Source organism: Mesorhizobium sp. WSM4829, assembly GCF_055811475.1.
On sequence record NZ_JBVVQJ010000007.1, the window covers coordinates 156,736 to 171,145 of the forward strand.

Genomic DNA, 14,410 nt, shown 5'->3' on the forward strand with positions numbered 1-14,410 from the left:
GGATGATCTGGCCGCCCCGAAGGGCAGCACAAGCGATCGGCCCCCTTACCTCGAAAACTCGCTGCGCACGATGCCGTGGCGCTGCAGCTTGTCATAAAAGGTCTTGCGCGGAATCCCCAGCGCTTCGATGGTGCGCCTGACGTCGCCCTCGTTGCGGTTAAGCGTCTCGCGGATGATGTCGGCCTCGTAGCGCTCCAGCCGTTCCGGCAGTTTCATGGCGGCATCCCGCTGGGCTGGGGCAGGGGATGCTACTCCTGCGTCTTCCTCCAGTCCAAGCACGAAGCGTTCGGCGAAATGCGCGAGCTCGCGTACATTGCCAGGCCAGTCATGCTCCCTCATATGGCGGTGCACCGCGGCCGGCACCGCCGGCAGCGGACGCCGGAAGCGGGCGGCGGCGCGCTCGGCGAAGTAGAAGAACAGCAGTGCGACGTCGTCGCGGCGCTCGCGCAGCGGCGGAATGGAGATCGTCACCACGTTGAGCCGGTAATAGAGATCCTCGCGGAAAGCGCCGCGCTGGCGCGGATCGCCGAGATCGACCTTGGCGGCCGCAACGACGCGCAGGTCGACCGGCCGCATTTCGTTGGTGCCGAGCGGGGTGACCTCGCGCATTTCCAGCACGCGCAGCATCTGCACCTGTGTCGAGACCGGCATGCTTTCGATCTCGTCGAGGAACAGCGTGCCGCCGCTGGCGTGCTCGATACGGCCGATCCGCTTCTTCTGCGCGCCGGTGAAGGCGCCTGCCTCGTGGCCGAACAATTCGCTCTCGATGACCGTCTCGGGCAGCGTGCCGCAATTCAGCGCGACGAAATTGGCCTTGGCGCGGCGACTCCAGCGATGCAAAAGGCTGGCCACCACTTCCTTGCCGGAACCGGTCTCGCCGGTCACCAGCACATCGACATCGGTGTCGGCGATCTGGCGCAGCGTGCGGCGCAGCCGTTCCATCGCCGGCGTCTGTCCGATCAGCGGCAGGCCGTCCTGCGCCTCTCCGGCCGCCTCGCGCAAGGCGCGGTTCTCCATCACCAGGCGGCGCTTTTCCGCGGCGCGGCGCACGCTCTGCACCAGCCGGTCGGCGGCGAAGGGTTTGGTGATGAAGTCGTAGGCACCGTCCTTGATCGCCTTGACGGCAACCGCGATGTCGCCATGCCCGGTGACGAGGATGACCGGGATGTCCGGGTCCAGCCGCAGGATGCGGTTGAAAAGCTGCAAGCCGTCAATCTCAGGCATGCGGATATCCGACACCACCACGCCGGCAAAACCGGTGTCTAGCCTGGCCAGCGCCTCGGCCGCCACCGAGAAAGCCGAGACCGAAAAGCCGGCAAGCTCGAGCGTCTGCGCGGTGGCCTTGAGGAGATCGCTGTCGTCATCGACCAAGATGACCGGCGCTGCGTCGTCGTTCGTCATGCTGCCTTGGCCACTATGCTGCTTTCAAGAGATGGATGGCGAAGCGGGTGCCGCTGCCGTCGCTCGAAACCTCGATGCGTCCGCCGTAGTCGGCGACGATATCCTTCGAGATGACAAGGCCAAGACCGAGGCCTTTTTCCTTGGATGTATTGAACGGCGTGAACAGCGATTTGAGAATCCCTGGCGGAATGCCAGGTCCGTTATCGGACACGCCGACCATCACGCCGTCCGCGGTCTCCTCGACCGCAACCCGCACATGAGCGTCGTTGCGGCCGTCCAGCGCTTCAAGCGCGTTCTGGAAGAGGTTGATCAGCACCTGTTCGAGCCGGACCCGGTTGCCCATGACCTTGAGGCTCGGCGGTGGCAGGTCGATCGCCAGTGCGTCGAGCCGGCCGGCAAAGCGGCTTCTCAACAGCACGACGGCGCCCTCGATGACACCGCGCAATGCGACAGGCTCGGCGGCGGTGCGGCCCTTGCGGGCAAAGGCCTTCAATTCTTCGGTGATGGTGCCGATGCGCTCGGTCAGTGCTGCGATGGCACCGAGGTTTTCCCCGGCGGGCGCAGTCTGCTTCCTGTCGAGGAAGACGCGGGCGTTGTCGGCATAGGCGCGTATGGTGGCAACCGGCTGGTTGATCTCATGGGCGACGCCGGCGGCGACCTGGCCGAGGATGGCGAGGCGGTTGGCCTGGACCAGATCCTGCTGCACGACCTGCAGCTTGGCTTCCGTGCTGCGATGGTCTGATATCTCCGCCTGCAGCCGGTCGCGGGCACGGCTCAGATCCTCGGTTCGTTCGACGACGCGGCGCTCGAGTTCGGTGCGCGCCGCCTGTTCGGCGGCGATCCGCATTTGTCCCGACTGCCGGCGCCACAACAGATACGCAGCAAGGCCGAGCAACGGGACCAAGACGCCGAGCGCAAGGAGCCGCATTTCACGGGCCGCGGCGGCGATCGGCGCCTCGGCCGGGACGAGATAGTCGAGCCGCCAGGGGGTCGAAGGAACCGGGGCTGAAAGTCTCAGATATTCCGCGTCGCTGCCGCCGGGCGTCACCGCGTGGACGATCGACACGTCCGGGCTGAGCGCCTGCGGGCGCGTGATCGGCAACGGCATCAGCGGTGCATCGCCGAACTGCTGGCTGTTCTGGATGGCGGCACGATCAGACGCGGCAAGCGGCGCCGTCGTCATGAAGCGCCAGGACCGCACGCTGGTGATCAGGACGATACCACGCTCGTCGCTGACATAGGCCGGGCGGTTCACCTCGTGCCAGTCGGCCTCGAGCTGATCGAACTCCGCCTTGACGACGACGACGCCCAGCGGTGCGGCGGCGTTGCCGACGCGCCGCGAGATGTAGAGGCCTGGGCGTTTGCTGACATTGCCGAGCGCGAAATATTCGGCGGTTCCAGATTGCATCGCCGCGGAGAAATAGTCGCGGAACCGGTAGTCGTTGCCGACAAAGCTGCTCGGGTCGCGCCAGTTGCTGGAGGCGATCGCCAGCCCGTCGGTGCCGATGACATAGAGCACCGAGGCCTTGGTGCCGGAGACCAGCCCTTCAAGCTTGCGATTCAGCACATCGATTGCAGCAGCACTTTTCTGCGCCAGCGCGTCGCGCACCTGCTGGTCTTCCGACAAAAGCAGGGGCAGGGCGCGCGGGCTTTCCAGAACGGCGCGCAATAGCGCGACCTTCAGATTGGCGTCGGTGCGGCCCTGCGCCGCCAGTCCCCTGAGCTCGGTGGTACGGCCATAGAGACCAGCGCCGTAAAGTGCGGCCGTGGCCGTCGCAAGGGCGATGGCCGCAAACAGCAGCCAGGCACGGCGCGCTCGCCTGCCGAGTTGCTCGGGCGTCGACGGCAAGGCAGCGGCGGGGCGTTGCAGCATCGCCCATTTGTGCATGATTTCGCACAAAGCACAATTCGGCCATGCGAACATCCGCACTTTGTGTGTGTGCGAAACGAACTGCCAGTTCTGGAATACTCAATAAAATCAAAGGGAGAGGCTCTTTTCCGCGCACTTGGCACGGCAGTTGCAAACACGACTTCAGCGGTCGCGAGGCTGCTGGGTCAAATGCAAACGCTCCGGGAGGTCGAGCTTTCGATCGGAGCACAATGGAGGACGTCATGCAGACAGCATTCGCTGCCGCCGCGCCACGCGGCAAACTTCCGTTCTACCGGCATCTCTATGTGCAGGTGCTGGCGGCGATCGCCGCCGGCGTGCTGCTCGGCCACTTCTATCCCGAAACCGGTGAGGCGATGAAGCCGTTCGGCGACGCCTTCATCAAGCTGGTGAAGATGGTGATCGCGCCGGTGATCTTTTTGACGGTGGCGACCGGCATCGCCGGTGTTTCCGACCTGCAGAAGGTGGGCCGCGTCGCCGGCAAGGCGATGATCTACTTCCTGGCTTTCTCGACGCTGGCGCTTGTCGTCGGCCTTGTTGTCTCGAACGTCGTCCAGCCGGGCGCCGGCATGCATATCGATCCGGCCACGCTCGATGCCACAAAAGTGGCGACCTACACCGAAAAAGCCCACGACACCAGCATCGTCGGTTTCCTGATGAACATCATCCCCGACACGATCACCGGCGCTTTCGCAAAGGGCGACATCCTGCAGGTGCTGTTCTTTTCGGTGCTGTTCGGGCTCGCACTTGCCGCGGTCGGCGATCGCGGCCGCCCGGTCGTCGATTTCCTGCAGGCATTGACCACGCCGATCTTCCGCCTCGTCGCCATCCTGATGAAGGCCGCGCCGATCGGCGCTTTCGGCGCCATGGCTTTCACCATCGGCAAATACGGCATCGGCTCGATCGCCAACCTCGCCATGCTGATCGGCACATTCTACCTGACCTCGCTGCTGTTCGTGCTGGTGGTGCTCGGCGCGGTCGCCCGCTACAACGGCTTCTCGATCCTGGCGCTGATCCGCTACGTCAAGGAAGAGCTGCTGCTGGTGCTCGGCACCTCGTCGTCGGAAGCGGCACTGCCGGGCCTGATGGCCAAGATGGAGCGCGCCGGCTGCAACCGCTCGGTGGTCGGGCTGGTCGTCCCGACCGGCTATTCCTTCAACCTCGACGGCACCAATATCTACATGACGCTGGCCGCGCTGTTCATCGCCCAGGCGACCGACACGCCGCTCACCCTCGGCGACCAGATCCTGCTGCTCGCCGTCGCCATGCTGAGTTCCAAGGGCGCCGCCGGCATCACCGGCGCCGGCTTCATCACGCTGGCCGCGACGCTCTCGGTCGTGCCCGCAGTGCCGGTCGCCGGCATGGCGCTGATCCTCGGCGTCGACCGCTTCATGTCGGAATGCCGGGCGCTGACCAACTTCATCGGCAATGCGGTGGCGACCGTGGTCGTGGCGCGCTGGGAAGGGGAACTCGACCAGACCAGGTTCGCTGCCGCGATGGCCGGCGACTTGCCTGAGGAAGCCGATCTGTCGCTGCCGGGGCTGCAGGCTGCGTGACTGATCAGGCCTGCCCCCATACGGCCCGGAGCCGGTTCGCCGGCTCCGGGAAAAGACGATTGGCCTTGTAAGCCGATGGTCGCGGCCGCGTATGATGCCTGGCACGCGGAGCGCGAAGTGGATGTCAGCGCCATTCCAACGCTGCATGCTGCCTGAGACGTAACAGGCTTGTGAGCCTTTGGTCTTGGCGTGGGGCTTGCTCCAGCCGCATTTGAAGGCCAGTATGCGCCATGCCTTCAAGGTGCCTGTCCGCTTCGGTCCCGACCTGATCGCGACCCAAGCCTTTCCGTCAGGCTCGGTTGTCGTGTCATCCGAGCCGAACCGTCGGAGCCCTTGCTGCCGTCGACCATGATCTCGGCGGCAGCTCTTGAAGGCAATGGCGGCCTCAGCATGAAGTCGCAAAGCAAGAGACGTGACCCGTCCTGACGAAAGGCGCCAGCCTTCTCCCAGGAATTCGTGGGACGCGCTTGAGGAGGAACCAGGCCCGCGCGCGGGTTTGCTGAAACCAAAGCAAGATGCGAGGTCAAATGCGATGCAGTCTGTCCCGAGGATTCCAGTATCCATCATCATTCCGAACTACAATTACGCGCGTTTCCTCAAACGCAGCATCGATAGCGCCCTCGAGCAGGACTACGCGGATGTCGAAGTCATCGTCGTCGATGATGCCTCGCAGGACAATTCCACGACAATCATGAAATCATATGGGGACAGGATCCTAGCCTGCCCGCGCGCGCAAAATGGCGGGCATGCGGCGGCGTTCAACACCGGGTTCGCGGCAAGCTCGGGCAAGATCGTCCTGTTCCTCGACGCCGACGATTTTCTTTATCCGACCGCCGTTTCCAGGATCGTCGACACTTGGGATGCGGCAACCGCCCAGGTGCAGTCCAGGCTGCATATCGTCGACGAACGACAACGCATCAAGGACGTCTTTCCGCCGCCCGAACTGCCCTTCGACAGCGGTGACGTCATGCCGAAACTCCTGCACAAGGGCCGCTATCAGACGACTGTGACCAGCGGGCTTGCCTTTGATCGCACAACCCTCGAATCGATCATGCCTATACCGGAGGCGGAGTTCCGCCAGGGCGCCGATGGCTACCTTGTAACGCTGGCGCCCATGTACGGACACGTCCAGTCCATCGACGAATGCGTCGGCGCCTACCGGATCCACGGCGCCAACCATTCGGTGTTCGGTGAAAAGCTCGCCGAGCGGGCACGCTGGCGGGTAACCCACGACTTCCGCCGCATGCAGGCGCTGTCGGACCAAGCCTCCGGGATCGGCCTGACCATCGTTCCGTCGGAGGCTGTCCGCCACGATCCGGTCCACCTGGAAGAGCGGCTGGCGTCGCTGTGCGCGGACAGGCGCCGGCACCCCGTGGCCAATGATTCCCGGCTGGCGCTTGGGGCGGCGGGCGCCGTCGCCAGCCTCGAAATGACCGCGTCGCTGCGCCGGCGCGCCGTCCTTGCCGCCTGGTTCCTGTCGGTCGGGGTGCTGCCGCGGAACCTGGCGACGGCGGTGCTGTCGTGGAAGCTCGACGCATCGTCTCGACCGGCATTCCTGAGCCGTCTGTCCAAGACCATTCGCCACGCAATGGGGTAGAAGAAGCTTTCAAAGGTTGGCAATCCTTCGCGCCCCCCTCTGTCCTGCCGGACATCTCCCCCACTTGGGGGGAGATTGGCCGTCATCTCCGCTTTCGCCAATCACTACCGCCGAAGGAGGGAGCCGTCGCCGAAAGCTGCCGATCTCCCCCCAAGTGGGGGAGATGGCCGGCAGGCCAGAGGGGGGCGCTGTCCCGCCAACTATCGAGCGGAAATGCGCACCGCTTTGGTCGCCCTACTGCCCCGCGCGCAGCCTGACCACGGCACTGCGCGCCGCCAGCACCAGCACCGTGATGATGATCAGGATCACCGAGAGGGCGGCGATCGCCGGGTCGATGTTGTCGCGCAGGCCCATCCACATCAGCCTGGGCAGCGTGATGGCGTTGACCGAGGTGATGAACAGGGTGACGCCGATCTCTTCCCAGGACAGCACGAAGGACAGCAGGGCGGCAGTGACGATGCCGAATTTGATGTTGGGCATGATGATGCGGGTGGCGCGTTCCCACACGGTGGCGCCGAGACCGCGCGCGGCAAGGTCGATGCGCCGGTCGAGCTGGCTGAGCGACACCAGGATCAGCACCGTGGCGAAGGGCACCGTCATCACAGCATGCGCCATGGCGACACCGAGCCAGGTGTCGTAGCCGAAGAACGAAGAGACGCCGGAGATCGAGGTCAGCAGGAAGTAGAGCGTGATCGCCGAGACCACCGGCGGCACCACCATCGGCAGCAGCACGAAGCCGACCAGCGCGGCGGTGAAGCGCGGCTGGAACATCCACACGCCGAGGCTGAAGCACAGCGCCAGCACGGTGGAAAAGGCGCTGCTGACGACGCCGATCCTGATCGAGAGCAGGATCGAATTGATCCAGCGCGGATCCTCGATCAGCGCCCGGTAGTGGCGCAGCGACAATTCGCCGGACGGCATCGCCAGCATGCGGGTCGGCGTCAGCGACACCGGGATCACGGCAAGCAGCGGCAACAGCAGGAACAGCGCCACCAGTGCGGCGAGGACCAGCGAGACGGGGCCGGGGCGGTAGGTCGGCATCAGATCAGCTGCTTCGGTCTGACATAGCGGAACAGCAGCGCCATCAGCGTACCGACGAACAGCACCAGCACGACGCTGATCGCCGCCCCCAGGCCCCAGTCCGGGCTCTGGAAGATGCGCAGATAGATCAGCTCGGCGACCATAACGCTGCGGCCGCCGCCGAGGATCGCAGGCGTCACGAAGAAGCCGAGCGAAAAGACGAAGACGATGAGCGCCGAGCCGATGATGCCGGAGCGGGTCATCGGCACGAACACCGACCAGAAGGTGCGCATGCGGCTGGAGCCGAGCCCGCGCGCCGCCAGCAGCACGCGGTCGTCGAGGCTGCGCATCGAAGACGCCAGCGGAAACACGGCGAAGGGAATGAGGAAATGGGTCATGCCGACGATGACGCCGAATTCGTTGCGCACCAGCGTCAGCGGTTCCGAGATGAAGCCGATCGCCTGCAGCCAGGTGTTGAACAGGCCGCGATTGGAAAGCAGCGCCACCCAGCCGAAGGCGCGCGTCAGCACCGAGATCCAGAATGGCACCAGGATGCAGAACTCGGCGATCACCCGCTGCGCCGGCGTGCCGCGCACCCACACCAGCGTGATGGCGTAGGCGGCGGCAACCGAAACGATCGTGACGATCGCAGCGATGCGCAGCGTGCGGACAAACACCGACTGCACCAGCGGGTCGCTTAGCAGCGTGCCATACTGCCCGAGCCCCGGCTCGGGCAGGGTGAAGCTCCAGTTGACGACGCCGAAGAATGGCCAGGCATAGGCGGCGCCAAGGAACAGCAGCAGCGGCGCCATCAGCAGCGCCGCGCCCATCCTGTCGGAGAGATATGCTTTCATCTCGGCCCCGGTTATCCCGGTCTATCAGGCGGAGATGATCTTCGTGTATTCGTCGAGTGCGGCCCCGTAGTTCTTGGCGTACCACTCCATGTCGAGCGGGATCTGCTTCTTCATGTTTTCGGGGTCGACCGGGTTGATGCGCTTCTTGTCGGCGGGGATCAGCGCGTCGGTGGCCGGATTGGCCGGGCCCTGGCCGAGCTTGTCGAACATGATCAGTTGCTTCTCCGGATCCTGGGCGCTGGCAATGAACTTCATCGCCGCGTCCTTGCCGCCGGGATTGCCCTTGAGCACGGCGAGCGCGCCAGGCGAGATCAGGCCCTGGTCCCAGATGAACTTGATCTTGCCGCCGGAATCCTGCTCGATCAGCGAGGCTCGGGTCGACCAGACGATCGCCATCGAAGCCTCGCCGTCGAGCAGCACGCTCTGGCTCTCGGCGCCGCCACCCCAATAGGCAACGACATTCTCCTTGAAGGCGGCGATCTTGTCGTGCGCGCGCTTGAGATCGAGCGGGTAGAGCGAGGCCGGCGCGATGCCGTCGGCGAGCAGCGCCGCTTCCCAGCTCGACACGCCCCATTTGTAGAGCGAGCGCTTGCCCGGGAATTTCGTCACGTCGAAGAAGTCGGCCATGCCGGTCGGTGCCTGGCTGCCGAATTTCTCGGAATCATAGGCGATGACATAGGAGAAGAAATAGGTCGAGGCGGCGTGTTCCCAGCCGAAGCCAGGCCGCATCTTGTTCTTGTCGACGATCGAATAGTCGATCGGCTCGAGCATGCCCTGCGCGCCGAGTGTGATCGCCGAGAACGGGTCGACGTCGACCAGGTCCCAGGTCGGAGCGCCGCTCTTGAACTGTGCGGCGATCGCACCCTCGGTTGGACCGGAGCCGTCCATCTTGACAGTGATGCCGGTCTCCTTGGTGAACGCCTGGCCATAGGCCGCGTCATAGGCGGTGATGGCGTCGCCGCCCCAGTTGACCAGCACCAGTTCCTTGGCTTGCGCCAAGGCGCCGGTCGAGCGCAGCAGCATCGGCGTGCCGGCCAGCACGAGTGCGGCCAACTGCGTGAACTGCCGGCGCGAGATCTCGCCGCGCACCGCCCTGGCGGACAGTGTCTCGATGGAGTGTTTCCTGGTTTCGCTCATCTTTGAATTGTTTGTCATGTCAGTTCCCCTTTTTTGTCGTTGTTTTTATCCCGGTAGTCGGTACGAATTTGCATTCGTCACTCTGGTCGTCATCCTCCGTCCGGAAGGAGGAAACCTTTTTCCGCCGGCCATGTCAGCCATACGGAATTGCCCTTGCTGAGTGCCGAAGCGGCGACCTCGTTCGGCACCGAGACCGTCACCTTGGCACCTTGGCGCGTGGTGAGATCGAGCCGCGTCGCAGCGCCGAGATAGGTCGAGGCGACCGCAGTCGCGGCGATGCCGTTCTCGCCGGCTGTCGCTTCGGGGGCGATCGACATGTATTCTGGCCGGATCGCCAGGATGGCGTTGCTGCCGACGGCGCTTGCATTGCCGCGCAGGGTGATGGTGCGGTCTTCGCACAGGCCGGTGGCGCCGTTGTCGGCGTTGCGCACGCCCTTCAGCGGCAGCATGTTGATCTCGCCGAGGAACTCGGCGACGAAGCGGTTGGCCGGCCGGTCGTAGACCTCGTCAGGCGCGCCGACCTGCAGCAACTTGCCGTGGTTGAAGATGGCGACGCGCGACGACAGTGCCAGCGCCTCGCTCTGATCATGGGTGACGAAGACGAAGGTGGTGCCGGTTTCCTGGTGCAGCCGTTTCATCTCGGCCTGCATCTGGCCGCGCAGGCCCTTGTCGAGCGCCGAGAACGGCTCGTCGAGCAAAAGCACACCCGGCTCGAACACCAGCGCGCGCGCCAGCGCCACGCGCTGCTGCTGGCCGCCGGACAATTGCGACGGCAGTTTCTTCTCGTGGCCCTTCAGCCCGACGCGCTCGACCATCTCACCGACGCGACGCTTGATCTCGGCCGCCGACTTCTTGCGCACCTTGAGCGGGAAGGCGATGTTGGCCTCGACGCTCATGTGCGGGAACAGGGCATAGCCCTGGAACACCATGCCGGCAGCGCGCTGCTCGGCCGGCCGCTCGGTGATGTCGACGCCGTCGCTGTAAAGGCGGCCGTCGGTCGGCTGCACGAAACCGGCAAGGATCATCAGGAAGGTGGTCTTGCCCGAACCCGACGGCCCGAGCAGAGTCAGGAACTCACCGCGGCCGATATCGAGCGTCAGATCGTCCAGTGCACGGAACGAGCCGAAGCTCTTGCCGATCCCGATTGCCTTGATCTCTGCGGCACGGCCGGGTTGCTGCATCCTGCCTTGTCCTCAATGTGATTGAAATCGTAGGCAGGCCCGCGGCTCACCGCAACCGAATAGTTTTCGCCTGATCGGCAAATTTGATTCATCTGTTGTTCACATGGGAGAGGCGAGCGGGACGCTCGAGCTGCCAATCTCCCCCACGAGGGGGGAAGATTGGCGCTTCATCGTCCCGCTCAATACGGATGGATTCTATTCTCCGACAGTTTCGACCTCAGCCACCTCCCGAACGCCTCCAGCACCGGATGCGCCGCCTTGGCATGTTCGGAAACGAGAAAATACGAGCGTGGCGAACTGATTGCGATGTCGAAGGGGCGCACCAGCCGGCCTTCGCTCAGCGCTCGGCGGCTGGTCAGTTCGTCGCCCATGGCGATGCCCTGGCCGGCGATGGCGGCCGAAAAAACCAGGTTCATGTCGGAAAAGAAGATGCCGCCCTCGGTGTCGGGATTCTCGACCTTCGACAGCGCCAGCCAGCGCGCCCAGTCCTCGGTGTCGCCGAGATGCAGGAGATTGGCGCGCAGCACGTCGGCCGGCTTGGAAAACCCGCCGATCTTGTTGAGCAGCGTCGGGCTGCACAGCGGCGTGAACGAGATCTCGCACAACAGTTCGACCGCGCGGTTCGGCCAGTTGCCGACGCCGAAGGCGATGAAGGCGTCGGCGTCGGCATTGCTGACGTCGTCCAGCCGCCGCGGCGTCAGGATGCGCAGCGCGACATCGGGGTACATCTGCCGGAATTCGCCGATGTGCGTGCACAGGAACAGCGAGGCGAAGCCCGGCGTGCAGCTGACGCTGAACGAGCCGCCGACGCCGGTGCCGGCATGGCGCGTTACCGCATCGCCGAGCACCGTCAGCGCTTTGCGCACGTCGCTGGCGTAACGCTGGCCGCGCGGCGTCAGCGCCACGCCCTTGCCGATGCGCTCGAGCAGGTCGAAGCCGAGATCGCGTTCGAGCAGCCGCAATTGATGGCTGACCGCGCTGCGGGTCAGATGCAGTTCGTCGGCGGCGCGCCAGACGCTGCCGTGGCGGGCGAAACTGTCGAGGGCGCGCAGCGCCTGAGTCGAGGGAATTCTCAAGAGGTGAACCGAATTTGCATGAGCCGGGAAAACATATCACTTTTTGGCGAGGCGCTTCACTGCTTTCTTTGACCGATGGAGGATCCGGTGACCACCTCGGCCCAAGCGACCGCGCTTGCCTGTCTGGACGACATCCAGCCGTCGCTGTCGGCGTGGACGCGGACGATCTTCGATTTCGGCGAGACCGCCTGGCGCGAATACCAGTCGGCCGCCTGGTATGTCGAGCGTCTGAAGCACGAGGGCTTTTCGGTCGAGGAAGGCTCCGGCGGGATGCCGACCGCCTTTTGCGCCCACTGGACCAACGGCGCCGGGCCGACGATCGGCATGTATGCCGAGTATGACGGGGTGCCGGGCAATTGCCAGGACGCGGCGACCGTCAAGCGACCGCGTCCGGGTCTAGGCGCTGAGGCCGGCGGCCACACCGATCCGCATTCCGGCCTCGGCATTGCCAGCCTGGGCGGGCTTTTGGCGACCAAGGCGGCGATGCAGCGCCACGGCATATCGGGCACGCTGCGCTTCACCGGCGAGCCGGCGGAGAAGGTGCGGGGGTCGAAGCCGATCCATGCCGCAAAAGGCTACTACGATGGCCTCGCCGGCATGATCTCCTTCCATCCTTTCTACATGCTGCCACTCTGCAACACGGCGCGCTGGGACACGCATTGCGGCGCGGCCTATGCGATGATCTATCGCTTTGTCTGCGACGAACCCGAAAACTGGGTTCGCGCAAGCGATGGCGCTCCGATCCCGCAGGCGCATTCGGCGGTGCGGGCGCCCGGCGCCAACGACGCACTTGTCATGATGTACATGGCCTCCAAGGCGCTGCGTGATTCCATGCTGCCGCATCAGGGCGGCTGGTCGATCAGCGAGGCGATCCTGACCGCGGGGCAGGCGACCGCCGACAATCTGCCGGCGGGTCTGGCCGAGATCCAGTACATGATCCGCGTGCCGACGCTTGCCATGGCCGAGCAGGTCACCGCCGTGCTCGAGCGCAACGCGGAGGCCGCCGCGAAGATAAGCGGCTGCCGCCATGAGCGGCACTGGGTGTCGAAGTCGCGGCCGGGGCTTGCCAACCATGCCATGGCTGACATTGCCTACGATGCGCTGTCGACGGTTGGGCCACCGCGCTGGGACAAGACGGCCAAGGCGATTGCCCGTGAAATCCAGGTCAATGCCGGCGGCGCGGCGACCGACGAGCCGTTCATCGCCGAGTTGGAGCAGCTGATTGCGCCTGAGGAGGCGGAGGCGTTGCTGCGCCGCGACTTGCCGCCGTCGCAGCTGAATTCCACCTCCGACGATTACACCGACATGTCGTGGCAGACGCCGACGGCGCGGTTCTATGTCGCCCGGCCGGCGCTGCGTTCGCAAAACGGCCAGGCGTATCCGTCCTGGGCGATGAATGCGCTGGGCGGCATTTCCGCCACCATCGATCCGATGGTTGCCTGCGCGTCGAAAACGATTGCGTTGGCAGCTCTTCGCCTGCTGGAAGACAAGGCGGCCCGCGATGCGGCGATGGACGAATTCGTCGCCCGCACCGGCGGCGGCATTGGTGGCAGCACTTGGCTGGCGCCGCTTTGCGACTACGAACCGCCGATCCATTTCCGCTGGCCGGAATATGTCACCACCCCGCGCGGACGGGACTGGTGGATACCAGGCAACCCGCAAGCCGCGTGATCACTCGAAGCCAGGAGAATGCCATGCCCGTTCATGACCGCATCGTAGCAGAACCGTTTTCATTGCAGCGCCGCAATCCGGCCGGCGGCACCAAGCCATTGACCGCCTGGGGCTTTGCCAACGAGACCGATGTCCTGACCGACGTGCTGCTCGGTTCGCCGAATTTCCTGCGCCATCTCTCGACCAGCTCGCTGTCGCGCAAGCATCTGCGCGAGGCGCCGTGCAACGTCCAGATCGCGCAGGCCCAGCACAAGGACCTGGTTGCCGCTTACGAGCATTTCGGCGTCAACATCCACTGGCACGAGCCGACGCCGGAGCTGCCGATGCAGGTCTATTCGCGCGATTCCAGCGTCATGACGCCGTATGGCGCCGTCATCACCGCGATGTCCCAATGGTGGCGGCGCGGCGAGAATTTTGCGGCGATCCGCACCTATGAGAAGCTTGGCATCCCGATCTACGACATGGTCACCGCGGGCACTTTCGAGGGCGGCGACTTCAACGTCATCGAGGACGGCGTGGTGCTGATCGGCTGCGGCGGCGCCCGCACCCAGGAGGAGGGCGCGCGCCAGGTCCAGGCCTGGTTCGACAAGGAGGGCTGGGAAACCCGCATCGCCTTCATCGACGAATATTATGTCCATATCGATCTGATGGTGGTGCCGATCGCCGACAAACTGACCGCCGTCTGCCTCGCCTGCACCGAGCCGGACATCGTCGACTGGCTGAAGGGCAAGGGCCACGAGATCATCGACGTGCCGTTCCAGGACACGATGGCGCTCGGCTGCAACTTCATGTCGCTGGGCAAGGACCGGGTGATCGCGCCGACATCCAGCCAGACGCTGATCGGTCAGCTCAAGGCGCGCGGCTTCGAAGTGGCGGCGGTCGACATGAGCGAGATCTCGAAGACCGGCGGCGGCATCCACTGCATGGCGCAGGCGCTGAAGCGTGTGCCGGCCTGAGGGACCGCCCTTTAGCCCGGCCGCTTCCGCGAACGCGCCATTGTCAGCAACGTCGATCCCGCCTGGCTCGCGG

Annotated in this window: 11 protein-coding genes; 4 read left to right on the forward strand and 7 right to left on the reverse strand. The window is 64.9% G+C overall.

Annotated features, from left to right (window positions below; all coding sequences use genetic code 11):
- Window positions 1-45 precede the first annotated feature (45 nt).
- Window positions 46-1,401, reverse strand: coding sequence for a sigma-54-dependent transcriptional regulator (locus tag AC0L17_RS09565; RefSeq protein WP_473515627.1), 1,356 nt, complete (start codon window positions 1,399-1,401; stop codon window positions 46-48).
- 13 nt (window positions 1,402-1,414) lie between these two features.
- Window positions 1,415-3,289 (reverse strand): sensor histidine kinase, encoded by a 1,875-nt coding sequence (locus tag AC0L17_RS09570; protein ID WP_473515628.1) that lies wholly within the window; start codon window positions 3,287-3,289, stop codon window positions 1,415-1,417.
- A gap of 224 nt (window positions 3,290-3,513) precedes the next feature.
- Between AC0L17_RS09570 and AC0L17_RS09575 the strand changes: the two genes are divergently transcribed.
- Together AC0L17_RS09575 and AC0L17_RS09580 are read left to right on the forward strand one after the other, a co-directional pair.
- Window positions 3,514-4,845, forward strand: a complete 1,332-nt coding sequence (locus AC0L17_RS09575) for a dicarboxylate/amino acid:cation symporter (RefSeq protein ID WP_027155097.1) — start codon at window positions 3,514-3,516, stop codon at window positions 4,843-4,845.
- 532 nt (window positions 4,846-5,377) lie between these two features.
- Entirely contained in the window at window positions 5,378-6,442 is a 1,065-nt protein-coding gene (locus AC0L17_RS09580; RefSeq protein WP_473515629.1) for a glycosyltransferase family 2 protein, read from the forward strand.
- A gap of 234 nt (window positions 6,443-6,676) precedes the next feature.
- On the opposite strand, the gene AC0L17_RS09585 is transcribed toward AC0L17_RS09580, so the two are convergent.
- The 5 genes from AC0L17_RS09585 to AC0L17_RS09605 all read right to left on the reverse strand — a co-directional run bounded on the left by AC0L17_RS09585 (window position 6,677) and on the right by AC0L17_RS09605 (window position 11,710).
- Window positions 6,677-7,483, reverse strand: a complete 807-nt coding sequence (locus AC0L17_RS09585; protein WP_091599363.1) for an ABC transporter permease — start codon at window positions 7,481-7,483, stop codon at window positions 6,677-6,679.
- On the reverse strand, window positions 7,483-8,316 hold the full coding sequence (locus AC0L17_RS09590) for an ABC transporter permease (protein ID WP_091599360.1): 834 nt from the start codon (window positions 8,314-8,316) through the stop codon (window positions 7,483-7,485). The genes AC0L17_RS09585 and AC0L17_RS09590 overlap by 1 nt, the downstream gene beginning before the upstream one ends.
- 24 nt (window positions 8,317-8,340) lie before the next feature.
- Window positions 8,341-9,453, reverse strand: coding sequence for an ABC transporter substrate-binding protein (locus AC0L17_RS09595; RefSeq protein WP_473515683.1), 1,113 nt, complete (start codon window positions 9,451-9,453; stop codon window positions 8,341-8,343).
- A gap of 89 nt (window positions 9,454-9,542) precedes the next feature.
- Window positions 9,543-10,634: an ABC transporter ATP-binding protein gene (locus AC0L17_RS09600; RefSeq protein ID WP_287070095.1), complete on the reverse strand. Its 1,092-nt coding sequence runs from the start codon at window positions 10,632-10,634 to the stop codon at window positions 9,543-9,545.
- 179 nt (window positions 10,635-10,813) lie between these two features.
- Window positions 10,814-11,710: a LysR substrate-binding domain-containing protein gene (locus AC0L17_RS09605; protein WP_473510472.1), complete on the reverse strand. Its 897-nt coding sequence runs from the start codon at window positions 11,708-11,710 to the stop codon at window positions 10,814-10,816.
- A gap of 75 nt (window positions 11,711-11,785) precedes the next feature.
- Between AC0L17_RS09605 and AC0L17_RS09610 the strand changes: the two genes are divergently transcribed.
- Both AC0L17_RS09610 and AC0L17_RS09615 read left to right on the forward strand, forming a co-directional pair.
- On the forward strand, window positions 11,786-13,381 hold the full coding sequence (locus AC0L17_RS09610) for a zinc-binding metallopeptidase family protein (protein WP_473515630.1): 1,596 nt from the start codon (window positions 11,786-11,788) through the stop codon (window positions 13,379-13,381).
- 23 nt (window positions 13,382-13,404) lie between these two features.
- Window positions 13,405-14,337: a dimethylarginine dimethylaminohydrolase family protein gene (locus AC0L17_RS09615; RefSeq protein ID WP_473515631.1), complete on the forward strand. Its 933-nt coding sequence runs from the start codon at window positions 13,405-13,407 to the stop codon at window positions 14,335-14,337.
- Window positions 14,338-14,410: the final 73 nt, after the last annotated feature.

Coding starts and splice junctions, on each gene's coding strand:
- AC0L17_RS09580 (WP_473515629.1), top strand. CDS start 5,378: ATGCAGTCTGTCCCGAGGATTCCAGTATCCATCATCATTCCGAACTAC.
- AC0L17_RS09615 (WP_473515631.1), top strand. CDS start 13,405: ATGCCCGTTCATGACCGCATCGTAGCAGAACCGTTTTCATTGCAGCGC.
- AC0L17_RS09575 (WP_027155097.1), top strand. CDS start 3,514: ATGCAGACAGCATTCGCTGCCGCCGCGCCACGCGGCAAACTTCCGTTC.
- AC0L17_RS09565 (WP_473515627.1), bottom strand. CDS start 1,401: ATGACGAACGACGACGCAGCGCCGGTCATCTTGGTCGATGACGACAGC.
- AC0L17_RS09610 (WP_473515630.1), top strand. CDS start 11,786: ATGGAGGATCCGGTGACCACCTCGGCCCAAGCGACCGCGCTTGCCTGT.
- AC0L17_RS09595 (WP_473515683.1), bottom strand. CDS start 9,453: ATGAGCGAAACCAGGAAACACTCCATCGAGACACTGTCCGCCAGGGCG.
- AC0L17_RS09585 (WP_091599363.1), bottom strand. CDS start 7,483: ATGCCGACCTACCGCCCCGGCCCCGTCTCGCTGGTCCTCGCCGCACTG.
- AC0L17_RS09570 (WP_473515628.1), bottom strand. CDS start 3,289: ATGCACAAATGGGCGATGCTGCAACGCCCCGCCGCTGCCTTGCCGTCG.
- AC0L17_RS09600 (WP_287070095.1), bottom strand. CDS start 10,634: ATGCAGCAACCCGGCCGTGCCGCAGAGATCAAGGCAATCGGGATCGGC.
- AC0L17_RS09590 (WP_091599360.1), bottom strand. CDS start 8,316: ATGAAAGCATATCTCTCCGACAGGATGGGCGCGGCGCTGCTGATGGCG.